This is a genomic window from Paenibacillus sp. FSL K6-1330 (assembly GCF_037976825.1).
Classification (GTDB): Bacteria; Bacillota; Bacilli; order Paenibacillales; family Paenibacillaceae; genus Paenibacillus_AQ.
On sequence record NZ_CP150269.1, the window covers coordinates 5,925,014 to 5,948,007 of the forward strand.

Here is a 22,994-nt window from a genome sequence, read left to right on the forward strand (position 1 = left end):
CTATGTCGTGAGATGTCATTAAATACGAAAGGAACGTCCAAACTAATAACAATGTGACAATGAGGGGGTGAGGGACCATGTTACTGACCGGCGGAACAACGCCCTGGAAATATTTAAACACCGAACCTGTAAAAAGATACCCCGGTCTATCAGAACAGCTCAGCTGTGATGTGCTAATTGTCGGCGGCGGTATTAGCGGTGCGCTGATGGCCTATGTGCTGACCAAGCAAGGCGTGGACACCGTCCTGCTGGACAAAAAACGCGTATGCGAAGGCAGCACATCCGCCAATTCGGGGCTGTTGCAATTCTCCAACGACTGCCCCCTATCTGATCTGATCCAACAATTTAACGAACAACAGGGCTCCTCCTTCTACATGATGTGCAGAAACGCCGTACGTCGGCTCACCGAAATTGCAAATCATCTGTCCAGGGATTCCGGCTTGACCCCGCGAAGCAGCCTCTACTATGCCAGTAACCCCCAAGATGTCGGCATGCTTCGCCATGAGTATGACCTGCTCAAACGAAAGGGCTTCGATGTGGAGTACTGGAGCCGCGAGCATGTGAAGGCTAACTTTCCGTTCTCAAAAGAAGCTGCCATCTATACTCGCGGCGATGCCGAAGTCGATCCCTACCGTTTTGGGCATAATCTTCTTCAAGATGCCTGGGAGCATGGGCTGCGAATTTACGAAAATAGCGAAGTGAAGGAAACTCGGTATACCGACAGCGATGTCACCGTCTTAACCGATGAAGGAAGCGTCCTCGCCAGGAACGTGATCTGGGCCACCGGGTATAGCACCCAAGAATGGAAGCCTGATTATCAAGCGGAGCTGCTCAACACCTATGCCATCCTGACGGAGCCTGTATCCGATCTGTCTTCATGGTACAAGCGAGCATTCATATGGGAAACAAATCGCCCTTATCTCTATTTCCGGACAACGCCGGATCAGCGAATCATAGCCGGAGGGCTGGATGAACCGCTTCGTCCTTCAGGCAAACCAGAGGAATACGCTGAACCGAGAGGCCGGAGATTGCTAAATGAAATCCAGAAACTGTTCCCCCATATGACGGATTTGAAAATCGCTTGCAGTTGGGCCGGCGTGTTTGCCACAACCCAAGACGGCATCCCGTTGATCGGCAGACACCCGCAGTATCCGCACAGCTACTTTATCGAGGTGTATGGCGGAAACGGGACCGTTTACAGCATGATCGCTGCGGATCTGCTGGCCGAGACGATTGCAGGACGTGAGCCCGAAGAGCTGAAATGGTTCTCCTTGATACGGCCAATCGACCTGAAAATCACATAAAATAATTGAAGGTATCTCCTTATTGGCCATGGGGCCTTGGAGATACCTTCTTCCGTTGTAGGGTTACGCCGTAACGCTGTCTCTTGTTTATCAACTCGCCGTTCGTTAACTGGCACAACGCTTTTGACGCGAGCGGATGCGATTAGGCTTCAGGTGTTCAGGTGACTTGTCCTTTGGAAGGAAACAGCTTTCGTATAAACAGCCACGATCCGATAGGGGAAGCCCCCAGAAACAGCAGCAGCAGGGTTACCGTTAACGTGTCCTGTCTAAATGACAGAACAAGAATAAACACAAGGAGACCCGTAATTCGGCCTATGGTTAGACTGAGTTCCCGCAGCACGACCAGTTCCACCCGCTTCTCCACGTTTTCCTGATTCACTCCCATAAGATCAAAGCTGGCCGATATAGCCGGCATCATGTACAGCGGAATAAACAGCGACGTCCCGATTCCCAGCACCAACAGCGTAGTATAGTTGACAGCAAATAGCAGCGGCATAATTACCAGCAGCATCAATATCGAACCTACCAGCATGCCGGTTTTACGGAATTTGGGCTTGAACCACTTCCCGCAGGCCCAGTAGCTGACCAGCGAAACCGCCGAAGTAATCAATGCGAATTGCCCCAGCTTCGATTCCTGGTCCGTCGCCACAAAAACAAGGAGGGTAATAAGAAAGGAAAACACACCTTCCCTGATTCCCTGAACGGCCAAGCCGAATACAGCGTATTTCCAGACTCCGCCCTCCTTGAGTCGGCTAACCCCCTCCAGCCAATGATAGTCGCTCTGGACCGGTCGTTTTCGCAGAAAAAAGCTCAGCACCACCGTCGCCGCGAAGATGACCATCGATACGGTAAAAATAAACCGGTAGCCCTGATCCCCATGCATCATCGTGATGATCCAACCCGCCATCCACGGACCGATAATCCCCGTTATGGAGCCCAGGAGTCCGATCCAGCCATTAAACCAGTCCCGATTCTCTGCACTTGAAATCTCGAAGTAAACCACATTAAAGGCTAACCAGAATAATCCCAATGAGACGCCGAACAGCAAGCCGAGAGGCCAAATATAATGGACGGCATCCCTCCCTGCCCACAGAACGCATAGATAAAACAGGGCGGACACTGCAATACCCAGGCGAAGCGCATTCATTTTGTTATGCTCCTTCACCCATTTGCCGGCGGTCCAGAACGTCAAACCCAATGCAACCTGCTGAGCAATCGTGAACCAACCGAGCATCGTATAGTCCTGGCGGCTTTTCCATAAGTATACGTTGAGGAATGTACCCGACAATGCACTCGATAGTATAAACAACCCATGAACGGATAACAGAAGCATAGCCTGGGGGTCCTTTGTCAACTTCATATACAGTTCCTCCCTTGCCTTCACACTTGAAGTCCAAGGTATTTTACCCCTCTAATCCCCACTTCATGAACAAAAAAAAGGAAACTGCCGCAAGCAGTTTCCTTAAACTAGCCGTGGATCGGCATACAGCGCCTTTCCGCAAACTCTATTCCTTTTTATGGATAAAACTTTTGATCATCCGAAGCCGGTCATTCTCTGCCAGATTGTGCTGTACATGGAAGCATCCAGGGCACACATATACATTTAGATCATAAGGCGGCTGAAGGATAGGGCCTTGAATCAGGGCTGCGTTAACCGGCTGGAAGCCTTCCCCACTCACATGCTGCGTTCCGGCATGAAGCATATACTCTCTGCAATGCAAGCACTCGGGAACTTCCTCTTGCTGGTCCAGAATCCCCTCTACCGTCTCCTCAAATGCAAAGAGGTCATGATCCTCCCCATACTTATCCACGGTTCGAAGCGAGGACAGTGTTTCATGGTCGGATCCCCATATACGATGAAGATCACCCGCTTCCTCATCGGAAGCCTCATAAGCCTCTTCATATTCCTCCGGATCGTCCTGTACATCCTCGTCTTCCAATGCGATATTCAATGTGCGATAGCCTTTAAGCTCGTTCGCACAGTGAGGACAAGTATCTTCGGGACCTATCTCTTCATCCCATACAATCTCACTTTGGCACCATGGGCAAACCGTCGGTTCCATCGATCATTCATCCCTTTCTTTATTCAAACGGCCATGAATGGCCCTATTAACTTTATTTTTATTGAGACATCAAGTATACAATACCCGCCACAAAAAAAATCAAGGCAGCCGCAAACAATATCCGCGGTAAATATTTCATCGTCCTTTTCCTCCCGAAGCCCTTAAATGATGCTCGCTCCAATAATGTAAGATAAAGATACGGTGATAATTAGTACGATCAAGCCAACTGCGCGGTTATCCTTGCCAATCTCTTCATCGACAGAAAATACGGGAGTCAAGAACTCAAGCAACCAATAAGCCAATAAAAGCAGTATGAACCCGAAGAATGACCATTTAATCATGCCATAAATGGACGTATTGGCTGTTATGCTATACCGCATCACGTTACAGATGCCAAAGACCTTGCCGCCGGTCGCCATAGCTGCGGCAACATTTCCTTTGCGTATTTCATCCCAGCAGTTGTACTTGGTAACCAATTCAAAGCAATACAAGTAAACAATAAGTGCAAGTATCGCAACCGAGAAATAGCCGACGAGCACCCCAAGTGGATGGGTCAGCAAATGATCAATCGCTTCCGTCATTCCCTTTTTTCCTCCCTGATATAAACGGGATGCGGCACCTTTCGCATCCCGTCGTTCTGAACCTTATGATGATATGTTATACGATTGAAGGAGAAAACGGTTCCTGATTTCTTACTTTTCTTATTTCAACTCGGCAATCGTAACGCCATTGCCGCCTTCGCCGTAATTGCCTAAACGATGACTCTTAACATGTTTGTGTTTGCGCAAATAATCCTGAATCCCGGTTCGCAGTATTCCGGTTCCCTTACCATGTATGATGTAGATCTGCCCCAGGTTCCCCAGAAAAGCCTCATCAATGAACCGATCCACCTCGATCAGCGCTTCTTCCAGATTCGCTCCTCTTAAATCCAACTCATTCCGGATGTTGGTATCGCGAGTCCGCTTCAAGACGGTAGCATGCTGTTTCGGCGCTTGTTTGGCGCTTGCTGCCGGATTCGACAAAAGCTCCAAATCATCCAGCGCCACCTTCATCTTCATAATGCCAAGCTGAACAACGGCTTCCTTGGACCCGGCCATTTCTACAACATGCCCTTTCTGATTCAGGCTGGATACCCGAACCTCATCTCCTGGCTCAATGCTGCGCTGCTGCTTCGCTGAACGTTGGCCAGCCGTCTTCTTACCCTGCTGCGGTTCGGCGTCATCCAGACGCTTTCTGGCAGCAATCAGTTTGTGCTCCTTAACCGAAGCTCCTTCCTCTTGGGCAATCTTGCGTAGATCCGCGATGATTTCCTCCGCCTCACTCCGGGCCTTGTCCACGATCTGCCTTGCTTCCGTACGAGCTTTATCAACAAGCTTGTCCTTCTGCTCTTCCAGCTTCTGAAGCTCGTGCTGGTGACGAAGACGCAGCTCCTCCATTTCCTTCCGAACCTGCTCCGCCTTCTCACGCTCTACTTCCGCGGTGTGCCGGTTCTCTTCGAGCGATGCAATCATATGCTCCACTCGTTGATCTTCTTCCTTCACTTCGCCACGGGCAAATTCCAGAATGGATCCCGGCAATCCCAGACGTTCTGCAATGGCAAACGCATTACTGCGTCCAGGCACGCCTACCAACAGGCGATAAGTCGGGCTTAGGGTATTAATATCGAACTCCATGCTGGCGTTGATGACACCTTTGCGTTCGTATGCATAAGCCTTCAATTCAGAATAGTGCGTTGTCGCGATCATGCGGCAGCCCATGCGGTGGATATGCTCCAGGATGGAAATCGCCAGAGCGGAACCCTCCGCAGGGTCCGTCCCTGCTCCCACCTCATCAAGCAGCACTAGGCTCTTCGGCGTCATCTGGCTTAATATGCGGATGATGTTCGTCATATGGCTGGAGAAGGTACTGAGGCTCTGCTCAATGCTTTGCTCATCGCCAATATCCGCGTAGATCGCATCAAATACGCACATCTGGCTGCCTTCTTCGGCAGGAATAAAGAGTCCAGACATCGCCATCAGATTTAATAATCCGATCGTTTTGAGCGTAACCGTCTTACCGCCGGTATTCGGCCCTGTGACAATGATGGATGTATAGGAATTGCCTAATTCCACATCAAGCGGCACAACCTGATCCGCCGGAATCAGTGGATGTCGGCCTTTGCGCAGCTTAATATAACCTCTGTCATTCATTCTTGGTAGTGAAGCCTTCATTACATGGGCTAAACGAGCCTTGGCAAAAATAAAGTCGAGCTGGCCGATCAGATCCAAGTCAATGGATAGTAGCTCAGCCTGCTCGCCGACCTGGGCGGTCAGCTTCTGCAGAATCACTTCGATTTCCCGCTCTTCCCGCATTCGCGTCTCGCGCAGCTTGTTGTTCATGGCTACGATGGATTCCGGCTCAATAAACAACGTCGCGCCTGACCCGGACTGATCGTGCACGATACCGCCAAAATGCGAGCGATATTCCGCTTTTACGGGAATGACAAAACGGTCGCCGCGAATCGTAATTAACTGGTCCTGCAGCATCTTCGCCACGGATTGCGATCGAATCATGGACTCCAGTTTCTCGCGAATGCGAACTTCTCCGCCCCGCAATTCCCGCCGGATCTGAGAAAGCTCCGCGCTTGCGGAATCCAGCACCTCAGCAGCATCGTCAATACAGAGCCGAATGGCATCTTCCAGAGGCTTCTGCTCCGAAATAAGATCACTCAAATTATAGAGGATCTCAATCTTCTCGTCCTCGTGGATCGCTGCAATAAACCGCTTGATTCGGCGTGATCCATGAATCGTATTCGACGCAGCCAGCAATTCATGGGGATTAAGCGTCCCCCCAATTCTGGCTCGCTTCAATGCGTCGTTAATATCGGTAATCCCGCGAAAAGACGGATTGCCCTTGAGCCTGTCTACGGTGTAAGCCTGGTCAGTAGCCGCAAGTAAATCCTTTACCGCCTCCAGGTCGGTTTCAGGCATTAACGTTTCAGCTCTCGCACTTCCCATGGAAGTTTGAGTGTATTGTGTTAATGTATTTAAAATTTTTCGGTATTCTAAAGTTTGCAAAATCTTGTCATTCAAGAAGTTCACAACTCCTCTCAATCGATGCATATATTATATCGAAACTAATACGAATTCGCCAAGGAATCCAAAAACCTTCCACACATAACCGACGGCCCTATTGAACAAAATAAATTCTGCGTAACATTCCAGTCTTATTCTAAGGAGGCAGGTACCATGCAATTTCTCGGGCATGTTGTTCGATTTATCGTTGCCGCGCTCGTTCTTATGGTTGTCGGATGGATTGTCCCCCAATTCACCGTCGGCGGATTCGGAAGCGCCCTGTTGCTTGCACTCGTTATCGCCCTGATTGGTTGGGCTATCGAGGGCATCTTCGGCAAAAAAGTCACACCGTTTGGACGTGGCATCGTGGGCTTCCTGGTGAGCGCACTCGTGATTTACCTTGCCCAATTCATCGTTGGAGGCGTTAGCGTCTCCATACTGGGCGCCTTGCTTGCTGCACTGGTCATCGGGATCATCGATCTGTTCATTCCGGTTTCCACCCCTTTTGAAGCAGGCAAATCCCGCAAAGAATAAGATAGAAGAACGCCCGCTTCTGTTAGAGGATTCCTCTGAAGCCCTCTTTCTGAACGAACCGAACGGCAGCAGTATCCCCACACTAACCCCCTGTTAATCTAAACAGGGGGTTTTCCAGCTTCCCCTATATTATAAAGTAAATCTATATCATCGTTTGAAACCGTTCACGTTCACCAATTTTTCATAACACGTATGTGCACCCACTCTTTTTCTGCGCTATCATAAAGATTGGAAATTATATTTCACAATTATTTCATAGTCAGGAGAGATTTCAGTGAAAAAAGGCATTGCTTTACTTGTTTCATGTATGCTCCTATTTGTATTGGCTGCCTGCGGTGGAGACCAGAAAGAGTCCCAGGGAGATTCAGCGATCTCGGATACTGGTGTAGCACCGGAAGCTGAACTCGTGATTAAGGGCACCAATTTCCAATTCGACCAAGAGGAATATCGTCTCAAGAAAGGCGTGCCTGTCAAGATTACTTACGAGAATGAAGACGGCAACCACGGCGTTATGATTCCTGCGCTCGGACTGCAGCTCGACCGTAAAAACAACTCAACTGTCGTTACGCCTGATGAGACCGGAGAATTCGAAGTTTCGTGTTCCATTATGTGCGGAGCGGGTCACAGCAAAATGATGTCCAAACTTATCGTCGAAGAATAGTAGATCTTCCTCACGAAAATAAACCTCCGGATCGCCAGAGTATCCTCTGTCTAATCCGGAGGTTTTTTCAGGTTCACATCTTCGCCATGGCCTAACGCTGATCCTGCTCAATCAACTCGATCCACTCATTATATTCAACTTGGAGCTTCGCATACTCTTCCTTCAACTTACGGTGTTCTTCTTCAAGCTGCGCAGATTGCTCCGCCTTCAATTCCTGTTCTGCCTGAAGCAGACGATATTGGTGCATGACCAGCTCATACTGTTCACCTAAATCGGAATACTGTTGTGCCGCTTCACTCTTCTCTTCTTCCAGACGTTCATAGGCTTGGCGTGCGGATGCAATTTCCTGCTGCCATGACTGGAGCTCTTCTTCGAGAGCAAGCTTGGTTCGTTTCCACTCATCGCGCTCTGCGGCCAGCTTCTCGCTGTCCTCGGCAAGCTGTTCCCGTTCCGCCATCCCTTGCTGGTATTGCTCCTGCCACTGAACGGCGCGTTCCTCTGAATCTCTCAGCTGCTCGGCGAGTTCACGTGCGCGCTCTTCACTGGCAGCCGCCTTCTTGCGAAGCTCATCCAGCTGATTCGACACCGTATCGTATTCTTCCTCCAGCATAGCGTACAGTTTGCTGGTCTCTTCCTCTCGGACTCCCGCTTCCTTCGCGAGCTTCTCCAGCTCTTCATGGCGAAGCTGCAGTTCATTCAATTCCTCTTGGGCACTTCTACGCTCTGACATAGTCCGGTCAGCTTCGTCCTTCATGACCTGGATCTCATCCTGAAGTCCCTTCATTCCTTCTTCCAGGCTCTCGTTCGCTTCCATAAGCTCGACAATTCTCATCTCGAGCTCAGCGGTTTCCTCTTTGCGCTGATCAGCCAGCGTGCGCCAGGATTGAAGCTCGCCGCTTAGACGCTGCAGCTCTTCTTGCTGTTTGCGGGAGGTCTGATTTGCATCCACCACAAGTTTCTGCAGACGACGGCGCTCTTCCTCCGACTTGGCGGATTCCTGCTTCAGGCCCTCGAGCTCCTTCGTCAGCCCTTCGACCTTCGTTCGGAAGGAACGCAATTCCTGCGAAGAGGCCTCGGCTTGCTGTCTGGACGACTGGAGCGCTTCCTTCAGCTTGTCCGATTCTGCTTTTACAGCACCCAGTTCCTTCTCGGCGGACGACAAACGTGCTTGGAGCTGCCCGCCCCGCGTTCGCTGCTCGGCAAGCTGCTTCTCCAGCTCTTGGACGGTACTTGTATGCTTTTGCTCCATATCCTGCACCGTCTTCGTATACTTCTGCTCCATATCGTGCACGATCTTCGAGTGCTGCTGCTCCTTCAGGAGCGCCTCTTGTTTATAGGTGCTCTCCTGTTTCTTCAATTGCTCAGCCAGCTTCTCCTCGGCCTGCTTCGCAGAGGTCCGTTGACTCTGTTCCAGCTTCTCGATGGCCTGTTTATGAGTGAGCGTCAACTGCGAAATCTGCCCTTCATAGCGGCGCTTCATATCTTCAATAGACTGCTTATGGCCGCTCTCCAGCTTCTCGCGCTGCTCCTTAAGACGGGCCTCAAGCTGCTGCTTCTCCTTCAGCAGTTCCGCCACGCGGTCCGATTCCTTCTGAAGCAATTCCTTCGTACGCTCTGACTCCGCGGTTAGATTCTCCTTGGACTTCCTGTATTCCTCAGCCAGCGTAGTCTGCTCCGCCAGTTTGTGCTCCAACTGCTCCTGCTGCTGACGATGTCTCTCCTGCTGCTCGATTTGAAGTCCTTGCACCTTGGCAAGCTCCGTACGCAGTTCATTTCGCTCGGCCGTCATCTGCTTGGCCTCATTCTGAAACTCCAGCTTCTGCAAAGCTTCTTCAGCCATATGTACTGCAGCTAGGACGGCAATGCGCGGGGTATCCAATCGAGAGTGCGCCTTGGATATGGTACGCATGCGATCATCTACATAATTCGCTACCTGTCTGGTATAATCACTGCTACTGCCAACGAGTTTATAGGAAGTTCCGTAGATATCTACGGTAACGCTTTTACGGTCCGATGTAGTCAAAATTGTGCCCTCCTTCTATTATGTGTAGATTCTATGATGTCTGAAATGGTCTATTCTCTACATTCATTATATATGAGATAACATCTGTAGACGAACCTCAAGAAAACAGACCGAAGTTTGGTATATGATAACACAGTTTTGTGCTTATAATTATGTACCCTGCGGGCGTCCTGATGCAAATCCCAGTTCAATTTAGAGCAAAAAAGCCCGCATCGAATCCCTGATGTAATGGATTCGATGCGGGCGTTCACAATTCCTGCTATTTTCTTAATTCTGCGCCAAAAGTTTGCTGAAGGGCAGCAACCGCTTTTTCCGTGACGCCGGCAACCTCTTCATCGGTCAGCGTCCGTTCCTGATGGCGGTACGTCATGGAGATGGCAACACTCTTCTTACCCTCTCCAAGCTTGCTGCCTGTGAAGACGTCAAATACCTGAATCTGCTGCAGAAGCTCACCAGCATTCTCCTTGATCACTTGAATCAGGGAGCCGGCTTCAACCTCCTCATTCACCACGATGGCAAGATCGCGTTCCATACCCGGGAATCTAGGCAAATCGCGGTAAACGACGCGGGCGTTAGTCAGATCATACAGCGGCTTAAGGAGAATCTCGGCGGCATAGGTATCTTCCAAATCCAGCTCCTGCTGGGTCTTCGGATGAATTTGTCCCAGTACACCTAACAGCCGCTTGTTCTCGCCTTGACCCGCATATACGGAAGCGGAACGTCCCGGGTGGAAGCCCTCCGGTCCGTTGGCCTCGTAAGTGATCTCTTCTGAGCCAATTCCAAGGTAGTCGAGCACCGTTTCGAGCGCCCCCTTCAAATCGAAGAAATCGACCTTGGCCGGCTGAACATTCCATTGCTTGCTGCCTTTGCGTCCCGTCAGCAGCAACCCGAGAACAGGGCGCTCCAGCGGCTGCTTCGTCAATGTCTTCTCATGCGTATGAAACAGGTTCCCTATTTCAAACAGGGCCAAGTCCGGCTGCTTGCGGTTATGGTTGTACACCGCGATATCCAGCAGCTGCGGAAGCAGGCTGGTGCGAAGGACGCTGCGGTCCTCGCTCATTGGCATGGCCAGCTTAACCGCCGTGCCATCTGACGACAGGGAGGTGAACATTTCCGCTTGCTGCGGATGGATGAAGGAATAACCCAGAACCTCCTGGAATCCGCTATGCGTCAGCAAACGGCGAAGCGAGCGGCGGATGGCCTGAGCGATGGTCAATGAACCCGGTGTCGTCGGACCTTCAATCGCCGTTGTCGGGATATTGTCGTATCCATACAGACGGGCCACCTCTTCAATGAGGTCTACGTCAAGCACGATATCGCCGCGTCGGGAAGGCACTTGAACATCCACCATTCCTTGGCCCGAATCTCCGCAAGGGAAATGCAATCGGGCGAAGATCGTTTTTACCTCAAGCAGGGACAGCTCCGTTCCCAGATAACGATTGAGCTTCTCCAGCGACAACGTAATCACGGTAGGCTCGTTGTCCGCACTGCCTGCTTCGACGATTCCCTGATGGACAGCGCCTCCGGCATATTTCGCCATCAATGCCGCTGCACGGTTCAGTGCAGGGATAACTGCGGCAGGATCCACTTCCTTCTCGAAGCGGGAGCTTGCCTCCGAACGCAGTCCGAGCTGACGGGATGTTTTGCGGACGGTACCGCCATCGAACTTAGCCGACTCCAGGAAAATATTGACCGTGCTGTCCGTTACTTCGGAGTCCAGCCCGCCCATAACGCCAGCCAAGGCTACCGGCTTGCCCCCTGCTGTAATCACCAGCATATGCGGCTCCAGGCGACGCTCCGCGCCGTCCAGCGTTACCATCGTTTCCCCAGCTTCAGCCATACGCACATGGACCGCGCCATCCTTCAGCTGATCTGCATCAAAAGCATGCAGCGGCTGGCCATATTCCAGCATCACATAGTTCGTAATATCCACGATATTACTGATCGGGCGCACGCCCGCTGCCATCAACCGATTCTGCATCCACAGCGGAGAAGGACCGATCTTAACTCCGGTAATATAACGTGCCGCGTAATGGCTGCACTGCTCGTCAGCCCCGATCGTAACCGAGATATGATCGGCTGCTGCATCTTGAACCTCCAGAATTTCCTTCTCCGGGTTCGGAAGACTCAGCTCGCGCCCCAGAATGGCGCTCACTTCGTAAGCTGCTCCCAGCATGCTGAGACAGTCAGAGCGGTTCGGCGTCAGATCCAGCTCCAAAATTTCATCGTTCAGACCCAGCACATCTTCAATTGGTTTACCGATCTCCGTCTCAGCCGGAAGTACCAGAATCCCTTCCTGCAGCTCTTTAGGCAGCAGTTTGTCATTCATGCCCAGTTCCTTCGCCGAGCAGATCATGCCTTGGGAGAGCACGCCGCGCAGCTTGGCCTTCTTGATATCCATACCGCCAGGCAGCTTCGCGCCAACAAGCGCCACCGGCACCTTCTGGCCAGCATCTACATTTTTGGCTCCGCACACGATCTGGAGATCTTCCTCCTGACCCGCATCCACGATACATACATTCAGCTTGTCTGCGTCAGGATGCTTCTCTTTACTCTTGACGTAGCCTACGACCACTTTGTTAATGCCTTGATTCCGTTTCTCGATCACATCGATTTCAATACCAGCCGAAGTAATACGGCTTGCCAAATCCTCTGAGGTTACGCCTTGGAGCGAAATATAATCGGACAACCAATCGGTTGAAACTCTCATTGTCTATTCACTTCCCTTTATCGTTAAAATTAGATCCGCGTGAATTGATTCAAGAATGCTGTATCGTTGTTGAAGAAGTGACGGATGTCATCCACGCCGTATTTCAGCATCGCAATCCGCTCAACCCCCATACCGAAAGCAAAACCGCTGTACTTCTCAGGGTCATAACCGCCCATTTCAAGCACCTTCGGATGAACCATGCCGCAGCCTAAAATCTCAAGCCAGCCTGTTTGCTTGCATACGCGGCAGCCACTGCCGCCGCATCTTACACAGGATACGTCCACTTCCGCGCTCGGCTCCGTGAACGGGAAGAAGCTTGGACGCAGACGGATCTGCGTGTCATCGCCGAACATCTCCTGCACGAATTGCAGCAGCGTCCCTTTCAGATCACTCATGCGAATGTTCTCGCCGATGACCAGGCCCTCGATTTGATGGAACTGGAACGAATGCGTCGCATCATCGTCGTCCCGGCGGAATACACGGCCCGGGCAGATGATTTTGACAGGCGCTTTCCCATTCATCGACAGCATCGTCCGGGCTTGCACCGGGGATGTCTGAGTACGCATTAGCAGATCTTCCGTCAAATAGAAGGAATCCTGCATGTCGCGTGCCGGGTGATTCTTCGGCAGATTCAGCGCTTCGAAGTTGAAGTAGTCCGTTTCCACCTCAGGGCCTTCCGCTACCTGATAACCCATCCCGATGAAAATATCCTCGATATCCTGGATCACCTTGCTCAAAGGATGGACCGCGCCTTGGCTGAGCTTGCGGCCCGGAAGAGTTACGTCCACCTTCTCTGCACGCAGGCGCTCTTCGGTTTCCTGCTGCAGGAACGCTTCCTGCTTGCCGGAGATGACTTCCTCGATCGCGCCCCGAACGTCATTGGCCACCTGGCCGATAACGGGACGCTCTTCTGCACTCAGCGCTCCCATTCCGCGCAGGATTTCCGTCAAGGCACCTTTTTTGCCAAGGTATTTCACCCGCAAATCATTCAGCTGCTGCGGATCGGTAACATCCTGCAATTGCGCCAATGCTTCCTGCTTTAATGCTTCTAATTTTTCCTTCATAGCTATTCGCACACCCCTTTGTAAACTCCATCATCGTACTGAAAACAAAAAAGGCCTCTCCTCCCAAAAAGGGACGAAGAGACCGTGGTACCACCCTTGTTAACATGCATCATACCCTAACCAAGGCGGTAAAAAACCTTAGGCCCGAGTATGCCTCACCATGCTCACTTGACCGACGTAACGAATCGGACCCGTTATCCCCTACTGACCGGCACCATGCCGTGTTCAAGGAACTGCTCCGGAGCGAACTTCACTAGCCTGTTTCTATAGGGACACTCTCAATCCACGGCATCCCTTCCCTGTAAAGAGGCACTAGCTACTTTTCTCCATCCACGCATTTATTACATATGCAAATATATAGGGTTTATTATATGCAACCTTTCGGGATATGGCAAGTTTCATTTCCCCATTTTAACCCCATCTCACTGATTTTAATCGTGATCCCTGATCTTATTCCGACTGAAGCCTGGTCAGCTCTGCCCGGAGCTCCCTGATCTCGGCAAGCCAGCTCGCCTCGTCCCCGGCTTCAAAATCTTCGGCTGATAAGCCCAGTAATTCCTGAATCCGATATTCGAGCTCCATTCGCCGATTGTCCTTCTCCGTATTCCCCCTGATCACACCGGTCCGCGAGGCCTGTTCCTCCTCCTCATCCACACTTCCCTCAAACCAAACCGGAGCTCCCCCAGGCTTCAGCGTGAGCAGCCGGTTCGCGATTTTGCGCACCAGATACCGGTCATGGGATACGAGCGCAATCGCACCCGGAAAGCTCACAAGCACTTGTTCAATCACCTCGCGGGTATCCACATCCAGGTAATTCGAGGGTTCATCCAACACGAGCAGATGCGCCCCGCTGAAATACAGCTTGAGAAAAGCCGTTCTGCACTTCTCCCCCATGCTCAGCTGCCCCATCTTCTTAAACACATCGTCCCGCCTGAAGAGGAACGAGCCCAGCAAGGTACGCGCACGGCTCTCCGTCATTCCCGGAATGACGAGCAGACTGTCCAGCAGCGTGGTCTCGGGTTCCAGCCCCTCAAGTTCCTGTGAGAAATAACCGATCTTAACGGAAGGATTTCGGGTAATTCGGCCCTCCTGCGGTTCGATTTCGCCCAGCAGCAGCTTGAGCAGTGTCGTTTTCCCGCTCCCGTTAGGGCCTCTTACGGCCAACCGGTCGCCGCGGTTCAGATAGAAGGTGAGCTTATTAAAAAGCGGTTGATCTTCGTAACCAAAACAGATGTCCTTCACTTGGATAAGGGTACGGCCGCCGAAAGCTTCCCCTTCCAGCTCCATGTTCAGCTTAGGACCGCTTCGCGGTTTATCCACCCGCTCTGCTTCCAGCCGTTCCAGCGCTTTTTCCTTGGCATGATATCTTGAGATGTTCTTCTTGGCCTTGGCCTTGTAAAAGCTGGCGGTGATCTTGACGTCATTTACGTCCCCGGCCGCGTTATGCGCTTTATGGAACCACTCCTCATATCTTCGGATCGATTCCTCCAGCGCTTTGCGGGCCAGCTCCTGCTTCCGGTAAAGCGTCTCTTGTTCGCGCAGCTCCCGTTCCTTTTCGCGGCGGTAATCCGTATATCCTCCCCGGTAACGCCGAAGTTCCTCCGAGGTCAGCTCACATACGGAGGTTGCTACCCGATCGATGAATTCCCTGTCATGGGAAACAAACAACACAGTGCCTTTATAGGACGACACCAGCCACTGCTCCAGCCAGACCAAGCTCTCGCTGTCCAAATGGTTCGTGGGCTCGTCGAGCAGTAAAAATTTCGGTGCCGATACAAGGAGCCCTGACAGCATGACCTTCGTCTTCTGGCCTCCGCTCAGCTCGCGGTAGGATACGGGCCACACCTCTGGCCCGATGCCCAGCATCGTCATCGCTTTCTCCACCTCGGTCTCCCACTGGAAACCGTTCTGGGACTCGTAACGCTCCAGCAGATTGCCATATTGCTCAAGCAATGGTTCCATTTCGACAGGACTGCCGCCATTCATCTGCTGCTCGACGCCGGCAAGCTGAAGCTTCAGCTGCCATAATGAAGGATGACTGCGGCTGCGCACCGTATCGATGGCACTCCTATCGATTTCGTCCGGCTCATCCTGCTGCCTGAGCCAGCCCCAGCGCTCTCGCGGGAGAATCGCCTCCACAACGCCGGAGGTCGGCTCAAGCTCACCGGCCAGGATGGAGAGGAGCGTGGTTTTGCCGGTACCGTTGCGCCCATACAGCGCAATCCGTTCTCCTTCCGCCACCTCCAGCTGAATGTCTTCAAACAGCGGCCTTCCTTGGAGCTCCATACTTATATCTTTCGCTTTTAGAATCATAGTCATATCGTCTCATCCTCTCTCTTTGAAAAAACTAAAAAACCGCAAGCGATGGCCTGCGGCGGATGTTATAAAGAGAGATATGGGTCTGGTCTGAATGAACGGGACGAATTTGCACGACCGACACTAACTTCGGCTGTTCATTCCAGTCCAGCCTTGACTGCTATTGAAATGAAGCTCAATAACCTCGCCGTTAGCGGAAGCTGCAAATCCGTTCCATGGATGTGATTGTATTTCATTAGAGTACCATTTCAACATAACAAAAAGAGGCACCCCAGTCACATTGTTCAGACACACCAAATCTCTCCTCTACCGCCGTAGAGAAACGCCTGCAAACCACATGCAGTTGTTTAGAGAAAAGGGTGTCTTACTTCATTGGACTAGGTTACCTCGCATTCTTGGAATGAAATTATGGTCATTATAACAGATATTCTGCGCTTGTAAAAGGGGTAAACTCATCTCGCCCGTGTCGGTCAACACTGCCGTCAACCGTCTGGATGACCAAATCTTTGCAAGGAACTAATGTCCCTCCTATATTTCGTCGTCGACCCATACCGTGTTCGGAGACACGTTATAAGGGCCTAGCTGCTTCGGAGAAAACGAATACGGCGAGTGTTCGTCCTTCAGCCACATATTCCCCTTGATGATGAAGATATACGCGGCGATAACAAAATAAACCGAGCCCAAAATCCAATCCCACGCACTTGCCAGATTGTAACTAACGATATGATAGATATACCAGCCGCCGATCGGAAAATGAAACAGCAGGACGGCGCCCAAGCCGGGATTGTATATCGTTCTTGCTTTGATGTTGGCAAATATGCCGTGCCAAATAAATTGGAAAAAGCCCATGAAGACGGGGGCAAGACCAAGCCAGATGAGATGCGGGACAAACACGGGAAGAAGATAAAACAGATAAGCGATGCCGAGATTGATGATCATAGCAGACTGCGTATTCAGCGGATAGCGTTCCGGATGCTCGCTTCGAAAAATGACGCCGTTAAACAGCCCTCCGAAATACCCCGGCCACCGATATTCTTCGAATTGATGCACCAATATCGCCACAAAGCTGAGCCATAAAATGACTTCGATTTCCGGCATGAGACTCCCATTGACCAACAATCCAATGCATACAAAGAAGGCGACAACGATGCCCAGATCCTGCCAATAATCTCTTAGAAATTTCATTTTCCTCGCTCCTTTGCTTCTCCATGTTCAGGAAAATAGCGCTCAAACAAAAAATCGATTTGCCGGTCGATGGGAGCAGGCTTGACCCCGGCTCCGGATTCGAGCAGCGGCTTCATTAATGCAGGGAGAAAAATGGCGCCGAAAATTTGCGTAACCATCATCATTAATGAGTCCGGCCGTTTCTCCCCCGTGATCTCTGTAAACACCTTTTGAAGCTTATGAAATCCAGTTGCTTGCAAAAATTCCCCATACTCATGTTGGGACGCGAACATCGCCGAGCCGGCCGCTATCGTGTGCAGCACCAGCTCCGGATATTGCTGAATGACCTGAACGTAACGGGTTAAAAATAATTTCAATCGCTCCTTCGGTGGCACAGACACGTGATCGAGCACATCGAAGGTATCCCGGAAGCCGATCAGCAATCCCTTGATCGCCTCGTTGATCAGCTTGTCTTTCGAGCCAAAATAGTAATTGACAAGCGCGATGTTGGCGTCGGAACGGGAAGCAATCTTGCGAATCGTAACACTGTCGAATCCTTCCCGCTTGATTACATCTAGTGTCGTCTGCAAAATCTTCTCTTTGGTGTCATTGCTGTGGTCTGGCGATGCCATCGAACCCCTCCCTATCTATCCTGATGCAACAATTTATTAAACATTGTTTTAAACATTGTTTAATGAGAGTATACCACCCTTTTTATGACAAAGCAATCGTTAGAATTCTCCCGAAATTCCCCGCCAACGCGGTAAAAATCTGTACTTTTGCAGCATATTAAGTCGCTAGCCCTTCATGGGGGGCATTGGCAACGCTCTACCGGCAGCCCATCAAGCTTCGGTTAGATAAGCGCATCGTTACAGCAAAAAAAAGCCCTTGTCCTTTCAAGGACTTTTTTGTGTGTATGGTGCTTGTTATATGAATCGAACGGGAAATCGAAAGTTCGTAAATTCGGATTTCCGCAAACAAAAAACCCTTGTCACCAAGGGTTTTCGTTCTAACTATAAGCGGGTGATGGGAATCGAACCCACGCTACCAGCTTGGAAGGCTGGAGTTCTACCATTGAACTACACCCGCACATATACCTACAAAAGTGACGCTATGCTTCGGAGCATATTTCGATTACTTTTGCGAGGCCCTAATTCATAAGCGAATCGGGACGACACGATTTGAACATGCGACCCCCTGGTCCCAAACCAGGTGCTCTACCAAGCTGAGCTACGTCCCGATAATGAAGATGGCGTCTTTTGAAGACAAAAATAAATATACCATGTCGAACATATAATTTCAACATGTATTTTATGGAAAATGGATCGCCCGTATATTAAAGCAAACAGCATCCTTCCCGGGAAGGATGCTGTTTTACCTTGACCTGATATGAGGGCTGTGAAAGCACCTTGCCTATTTTTTGTCGAAGGTCACTTCCGGTGTCGTTAATTTATCATAAAAATCCACAATTTTGTCTTTATCCTCCGAAGCACGGAGTGCCATGGCGGAGCGCGGATGTTCGTCCAAGGTGCCTGTAATCATGTAAGGCATAATATAACCCCACTCTTCTTTTTCGCGAAGAGGGATCATGTAGCGCTCGATAATATCCAGTACCGGACGCAGCTCATACTTCGTGCCTTTCAGATGGGTAACCAGAAGCTCGGTCGGGCAGTTGCCGGCCGCACGTCCCATCCCGTACACGGATGCATCCAGAAGCTCAACGCCAAGATCTGCAGCGACCAGCGTGTTGGAGAACGCCATCTGCATGTTGTTATGGGTATGAACGCCCAGACGTTTGTTCGGCAGATGGGTCTTGAACTTATTTACAAGGTACTCCATATCTTTATGATCAAGGCTTCCGTAAGAATCGACGATGTAGACCACATCCACGACGCTCTCCTTGATCAGCTCAAAAGCTTCCAGCAGCTCGTTCTCCATCACGTTGGAGAGAGCCATAATGTTCAGCGTAGTCTCGTAACCACGATCGTGGAAGGTCTGAACCAGCGCAAGCGCCTTATCCACGTCTTTGATGTAACAAGCGACACGGATGAGATCCAACAAGCTTTCCTCGCGTGACAAAATATCGTCTTCATCCACACGGCCGATATCTACAAGGGCGGACAGTTTGGTCTTGCCTTTATGAGGAATCACTTCTCTGAGGAAGTCATCATCCAGAAAACGCCAAGGGCCCGCCTGATCAGCGCCTTTCAGCAGTTTAGGCGAATTTTTATAACCGATTTCCATATAGTCCACGCCAGCCTCATTCAGGCCCGCATATAAATTTTGTACAAATTCCACACTAAAACCCCAATTATTGACCAGTCCGCCATCGCGAATGGTACAGTCTACAATCTTTGTCTGACTACTCTTAATCATTCTAAGCTAAACTCCTCTCGGCAATTTTTCTCTTCATCATACTTGAATGCCGGTTGAAAAGTAAAGCAAAAACGTCCGAAAGACGGACGTTTTTCTAAGGGATATGGGACTCCCACTGACATCTTCATTTCATAGCAAGCGATTCAATCCATGACGACCTGGACCTGCTTAAGAATCCAGTCGGTGATGGTGCGAACGAGCACACCCGTTGCCCCTTTGGGATCCACGCCCCGCTCCTTGGATAAGTAAGCCGTACCTGCTATGTCAAAATGCACCCAGGGCAGCCCATCAGCAAATGTCCCTACAAAAAGACCACCCGTTATCGTCCCGCCTTCTCGGCCCGTCTGATTTCGTAAATCCGCCACCTCACTCTTCAATTTATCCCAGAACTCCGGATAGGATGGAAGCGGCCATATTTTTTCGCCGGCCCTCCGAGATGAGGTAATAAGCTCTTGCAAAAAGGTCTCATCATTAGTTACGGCCCCAGTGGCTATATCCCCAAGAGCCGAAACGACAGCACCTGTCAATGTGGCCACATCAATCAAACGCGAAGCCCCGAGCTGCTTGGCATAAGTTACTCCGTCCGCAAGCACAATACGTCCCTCAGCATCCGTATTCAATACTTCGATGGTGCGACCGCTCAACGTCGTGACAATATCACCGGGTTTAAAGGCACTACCGCTCATTACATTTTCCGCTGACGGAATCACCATCACTACATTTACCCTGGGACGAATCCGTCCGAGCGCTTCCATAACGCCCAGTACGGTAGCCGCCCCGCCCATGTCGCTGATCATATCCTCCATCCCAGATGCCCTCTTCAGCGATACACCACCGGTATCAAACGTAACCCCCTTACCAACAAGGCCAATCACATCCTCCCACGTCTCCCGTCCCTGATAACGGAGCGCAATCATGCGCGGTGGATGTATGCTGCCTTTACCTACGGCCAGAAGGCCGCCCATGCCCTTCTCGACAAGTCCTTCCTCGTCCAGTACCTGTGCTTCAAAACCGTTCCGTTTTGCAACCTGAAGTGCCTTCTGGGCCAAGTCTTCCGGCAACAGCATATTGCCGGGCAGGTTCGTTAAATCCCGTGCCAGACAGGTCGCTTCTCCAATCGCTGCCCCTAATGACATCCCCTTCGTCCACCCAGCTTCAAATTCCGCATCCATATCTTCTTCTATATAATAGAGGATTTCTTCTAAATTCGTTTGTTCGGCAGCATCACGCTTATAATGAGGTTTCCGATAGCTTCCGAGGATAAAACCTTCAGTTAAAGCCTGAGCAGCATCTTGGGGAGTCTGTTCGGCAGTGAAGTTGACCATCGTATTCGGAATTTGAATGGCAGCACTGCGTACACCCGATTTCACGGCGGCTTTCCCCGCTTGTGCTGAAAGCAGCCGCAGCTGCTCGGATGTCAAGATTCCTTCGGGGCGGCCCAGCCATATTAACAGGCGCGATTCACCTTCGATGCTCTCCGGCCATACGAATGACCGATTGGGAGTTCCGTCAAATAACCGACTCTCGGCCAACGGTTTGAGCAGTGGATCCCAGGCCTCGGAAACACCGCCTTCCGCCGTTTGTTTTTTCGTTACGGGAATGATGATAGCATCGGTATGCACCTGCCCGGATGATAAGCTGCCTTGTAATGTCCACTTCATGCGATCTTCTCCTCCTAAAAAAGAAAAAGCCATTCCATCGGAACAGCTGCTCTCGTATTTATTTCAGGCATGAATCGTACATTCTTATACTTCCGAAACGTCCAATTTAGGAAATGTAATCACAAACTCCGTCCCGCTACCAACCTGACTATCCACGGCAATCGAGCCACCATGATTTCTAATAATACTGTAACTCACGGATAATCCCAGCCCCGTTCCGCTCTCTTTCGTTGTGAAGAATGGATTGAACAGATGGTTCAATGTATTCTGATCCATGCCGCCACCGTTATCCGAAATGCAGATGTTGATATGTTTCCCCGTATCGCGGGCGGAAATATCAATTACTCCGGTGATATTCTCATCATGATGCTCATTAATCGCATCCAGGGCATTTTTAATAATATTCAGAATCACCTGTTTGATCTGCTTCACATCCACGGAAATAAACGCAGGTGGGGTCTTATCAGTGTGCAGAATAATTTGGCATCCCTTCATTAAGGCTTCACTTTCAGTTAGTAGAACGACTTCCTTCAATAAAGAGGATACGGACACAATCTTGGTTTCTGGAGCAGAGGGTTTGGAGGAATTTAGAAACTCATATATAATATCATTCGCACGATCAATCTCCGTAAGGATAATTCTGGCATATTCGTCCTTACCTAAGCTTACGAGATGTGGACGAAGCAGTTGGATGAAGCCACGGATGGAGGTCAGCGGGTTCCGTATCTCATGGGCAATGGATGCCGAGATCTTTCCCAGCATGGCCAGCTTATCGTTCTGATAAGCGGTTTGCTCAATTCGTTTGAAGTCAGATACATCCTTCACGCTGATCAGAAAATCGCCTTCCATCTGGTCCCCATAAGTCATGGTGATCAACCACGATCTGCCATATTCATCAACCAGTTCATGAAATCTCTTGCGATGGAATACCGTTTCCCGGAAAATGCGAAGTATTTTTCTCTTCTTGAATCTGGAGAGCTGGGGATGACGCAATAGTTGGGTCAGCGTACAGCCAGTCAGCGATTTACGGGATACACCTAATAATTTTGCCATCTGTACATTAACAAATGCCAACACACCGTCACTATCAAAGAGGATGATCCCGCTGTCGAGATTCTCCAGTATGTTCTCATACTTGTTCCTAATAAGCTGGCTGGAATGAAAAGAACGAATAGCCTGCAGCTCAGATTCACGGATTTGACTCAACAAGATGGCTCCCCCTTTTCTTGAAAAGTTGAACTCACCAAACCGACAAAAAACCTTGCAATAATCAGCTTGTCCGCCTTTGAATCAGAAGCAGCCCGAATCTGCTTCCTTCCATGATAGTCATCGAGACAAAGAAACGTCAATCAGAAATCCTGTCGAAAAATGGGAAATTGCATAAAAATACCATCCTTAGTTCTTATGTATTTCTGTTTATGTATTGTATCTAACACCTATTCCCAAACAACTAATATAATTATTACCCCCTTTGATTCCATTTGAAACATTAAAAAAGCCCCGAATATTCACGAGGCTTTATTAATTCCTGTTAAGGTTGCTTCTGGAGCCGGAGCCTGCGCTGACTCATCACGGCAAGTCGTCTTTTCAGTTCGCCCTGCCACTTCTCATCCTCCATCCATTTGGCAACCACCAGGAGATCTAACGACATATCAATCTGACTCTGAACCACCGTTAGCGGATCCTCCGACTCCCGGTTGACAACATTCTCAAAAATCGCGTCCTCATCTTCCATCACATAATCCTGAAAATCCACCTGGGATGCTCCGTCACCATGGGCATATTCGGCTAATATTTCATACTCATTCTCAACCCGATGGTGTACTTCGACGCGATGGCAGACCGGACAAGACAGCAGGGGAACATTATGTACTTGAGTGCGATAATGCTTCAGTGTACCCTTTGTACCCATCATACTAGCCCCACAGCAAAAACTCATATCGTTCACCCTCCTTTTGTGGATTCTCAACCGTTTCAAAATATTGTATTCGCTTTCACTCCCACTAATTCCTTCATGAAAAAAACCTCGATTAAAAATTTAGGCACGATTCCCTATGCTTAAGTC

17 protein-coding genes, 2 tRNA genes and 1 other annotated feature are annotated in these 22,994 nt (G+C 50.2%); of the genes, 3 read left to right on the forward strand and 16 right to left on the reverse strand.

Annotated elements, in window-relative coordinates; all coding sequences use genetic code 11:
- Nucleotides 1-77: 77 nt before the first annotated feature.
- Complete coding sequence (locus tag NYE54_RS26950; RefSeq protein WP_339267498.1) at nucleotides 78-1,304, forward strand: FAD-binding oxidoreductase; 1,227 nt, start codon at nucleotides 78-80, stop codon at nucleotides 1,302-1,304.
- A 157-nt stretch (nucleotides 1,305-1,461) separates the two neighbouring features.
- Here the strand turns inward: NYE54_RS26950 and NYE54_RS26955 are convergent, their stop codons facing one another.
- From NYE54_RS26955 to NYE54_RS26970, 4 genes are all read right to left on the reverse strand, one after another.
- Nucleotides 1,462-2,664 (reverse strand): MFS transporter, encoded by a 1,203-nt coding sequence (locus tag NYE54_RS26955; protein ID WP_339267500.1) that lies wholly within the window; start codon nucleotides 2,662-2,664, stop codon nucleotides 1,462-1,464.
- Nucleotides 2,665-2,809: 145 nt separating this feature from the next.
- Nucleotides 2,810-3,367, reverse strand: coding sequence for a hypothetical protein (locus NYE54_RS26960; RefSeq protein ID WP_076324522.1), 558 nt, complete (start codon nucleotides 3,365-3,367; stop codon nucleotides 2,810-2,812).
- A gap of 161 nt (nucleotides 3,368-3,528) precedes the next feature.
- Nucleotides 3,529-3,948, reverse strand: coding sequence for a DUF350 domain-containing protein (locus NYE54_RS26965; RefSeq protein WP_076324523.1), 420 nt, complete (start codon nucleotides 3,946-3,948; stop codon nucleotides 3,529-3,531).
- Between the two features lie 120 nt (nucleotides 3,949-4,068).
- Nucleotides 4,069-6,438 (reverse strand): endonuclease MutS2, encoded by a 2,370-nt coding sequence (locus NYE54_RS26970; protein WP_339267503.1) that lies wholly within the window; start codon nucleotides 6,436-6,438, stop codon nucleotides 4,069-4,071.
- 156 nt (nucleotides 6,439-6,594) lie between these two features.
- Between NYE54_RS26970 and NYE54_RS26975 the strand changes: the two genes are divergently transcribed.
- The gene (locus NYE54_RS26975) at nucleotides 6,595-6,954 is read left to right on the forward strand and encodes a phage holin family protein (protein ID WP_339267505.1); all 360 of its coding nucleotides are present in this window, start codon (nucleotides 6,595-6,597) and stop codon (nucleotides 6,952-6,954) included.
- A 274-nt stretch (nucleotides 6,955-7,228) separates the two neighbouring features.
- A complete protein-coding gene (locus NYE54_RS26980) occupies nucleotides 7,229-7,615 on the forward strand; it encodes a cytochrome C oxidase subunit II (RefSeq protein ID WP_076324526.1) in 387 nt (128 codons plus the stop codon).
- 91 nt (nucleotides 7,616-7,706) lie between these two features.
- On the opposite strand, the gene NYE54_RS26985 is transcribed toward NYE54_RS26980, so the two are convergent.
- The 12 genes from NYE54_RS26985 to NYE54_RS27040 form a co-directional block, all read right to left on the reverse strand.
- The gene (locus NYE54_RS26985) at nucleotides 7,707-9,638 is read right to left on the reverse strand and encodes a hypothetical protein (RefSeq protein ID WP_339267507.1); all 1,932 of its coding nucleotides are present in this window, start codon (nucleotides 9,636-9,638) and stop codon (nucleotides 7,707-7,709) included.
- Nucleotides 9,639-9,897: 259 nt separating this feature from the next.
- Complete coding sequence (gene pheT / locus NYE54_RS26990) at nucleotides 9,898-12,348, reverse strand: phenylalanine--tRNA ligase subunit beta (RefSeq protein ID WP_339267509.1); 2,451 nt, start codon at nucleotides 12,346-12,348, stop codon at nucleotides 9,898-9,900.
- 29 nt (nucleotides 12,349-12,377) lie between these two features.
- The gene (gene pheS / locus NYE54_RS26995; RefSeq protein WP_076324529.1) at nucleotides 12,378-13,412 is read right to left on the reverse strand and encodes a phenylalanine--tRNA ligase subunit alpha; all 1,035 of its coding nucleotides are present in this window, start codon (nucleotides 13,410-13,412) and stop codon (nucleotides 12,378-12,380) included.
- A gap of 66 nt (nucleotides 13,413-13,478) precedes the next feature.
- Nucleotides 13,479-13,754, reverse strand: a binding site (T-box leader).
- A gap of 108 nt (nucleotides 13,755-13,862) precedes the next feature.
- Nucleotides 13,863-15,731, reverse strand: a complete 1,869-nt coding sequence (abc-f, locus tag NYE54_RS27000; RefSeq protein WP_339267511.1) for an ABC-F type ribosomal protection protein — start codon at nucleotides 15,729-15,731, stop codon at nucleotides 13,863-13,865.
- Nucleotides 15,732-16,256: 525 nt separating this feature from the next.
- Nucleotides 16,257-16,913, reverse strand: a complete 657-nt coding sequence (locus tag NYE54_RS27005) for an HXXEE domain-containing protein (RefSeq protein ID WP_339267513.1) — start codon at nucleotides 16,911-16,913, stop codon at nucleotides 16,257-16,259.
- Nucleotides 16,910-17,524, reverse strand: coding sequence for a TetR/AcrR family transcriptional regulator (locus NYE54_RS27010; RefSeq protein WP_339267515.1), 615 nt, complete (start codon nucleotides 17,522-17,524; stop codon nucleotides 16,910-16,912). Before NYE54_RS27010 ends, NYE54_RS27005 begins: the two co-directional genes overlap by 4 nt.
- Nucleotides 17,525-17,910: 386 nt before the next feature.
- Nucleotides 17,911-17,981 (reverse strand) — tRNA-Gly (locus tag NYE54_RS27015).
- 77 nt (nucleotides 17,982-18,058) lie between these two features.
- Nucleotides 18,059-18,132: transfer RNA gene (locus NYE54_RS27020), tRNA-Pro, on the reverse strand.
- A gap of 173 nt (nucleotides 18,133-18,305) precedes the next feature.
- A complete protein-coding gene (locus NYE54_RS27025) occupies nucleotides 18,306-19,268 on the reverse strand; it encodes an aldolase catalytic domain-containing protein (RefSeq protein WP_339267517.1) in 963 nt (320 codons plus the stop codon).
- A gap of 143 nt (nucleotides 19,269-19,411) precedes the next feature.
- Nucleotides 19,412-20,929: a leucyl aminopeptidase gene (locus tag NYE54_RS27030; protein ID WP_339267519.1), complete on the reverse strand. Its 1,518-nt coding sequence runs from the start codon at nucleotides 20,927-20,929 to the stop codon at nucleotides 19,412-19,414.
- An 84-nt stretch (nucleotides 20,930-21,013) separates the two neighbouring features.
- Nucleotides 21,014-22,138: an ATP-binding protein gene (locus NYE54_RS27035; protein ID WP_076324534.1), complete on the reverse strand. Its 1,125-nt coding sequence runs from the start codon at nucleotides 22,136-22,138 to the stop codon at nucleotides 21,014-21,016.
- Nucleotides 22,139-22,460: 322 nt separating this feature from the next.
- A complete protein-coding gene (locus NYE54_RS27040; RefSeq protein ID WP_015737147.1) occupies nucleotides 22,461-22,868 on the reverse strand; it encodes a hypothetical protein in 408 nt (135 codons plus the stop codon).
- Nucleotides 22,869-22,994: the final 126 nt, after the last annotated feature.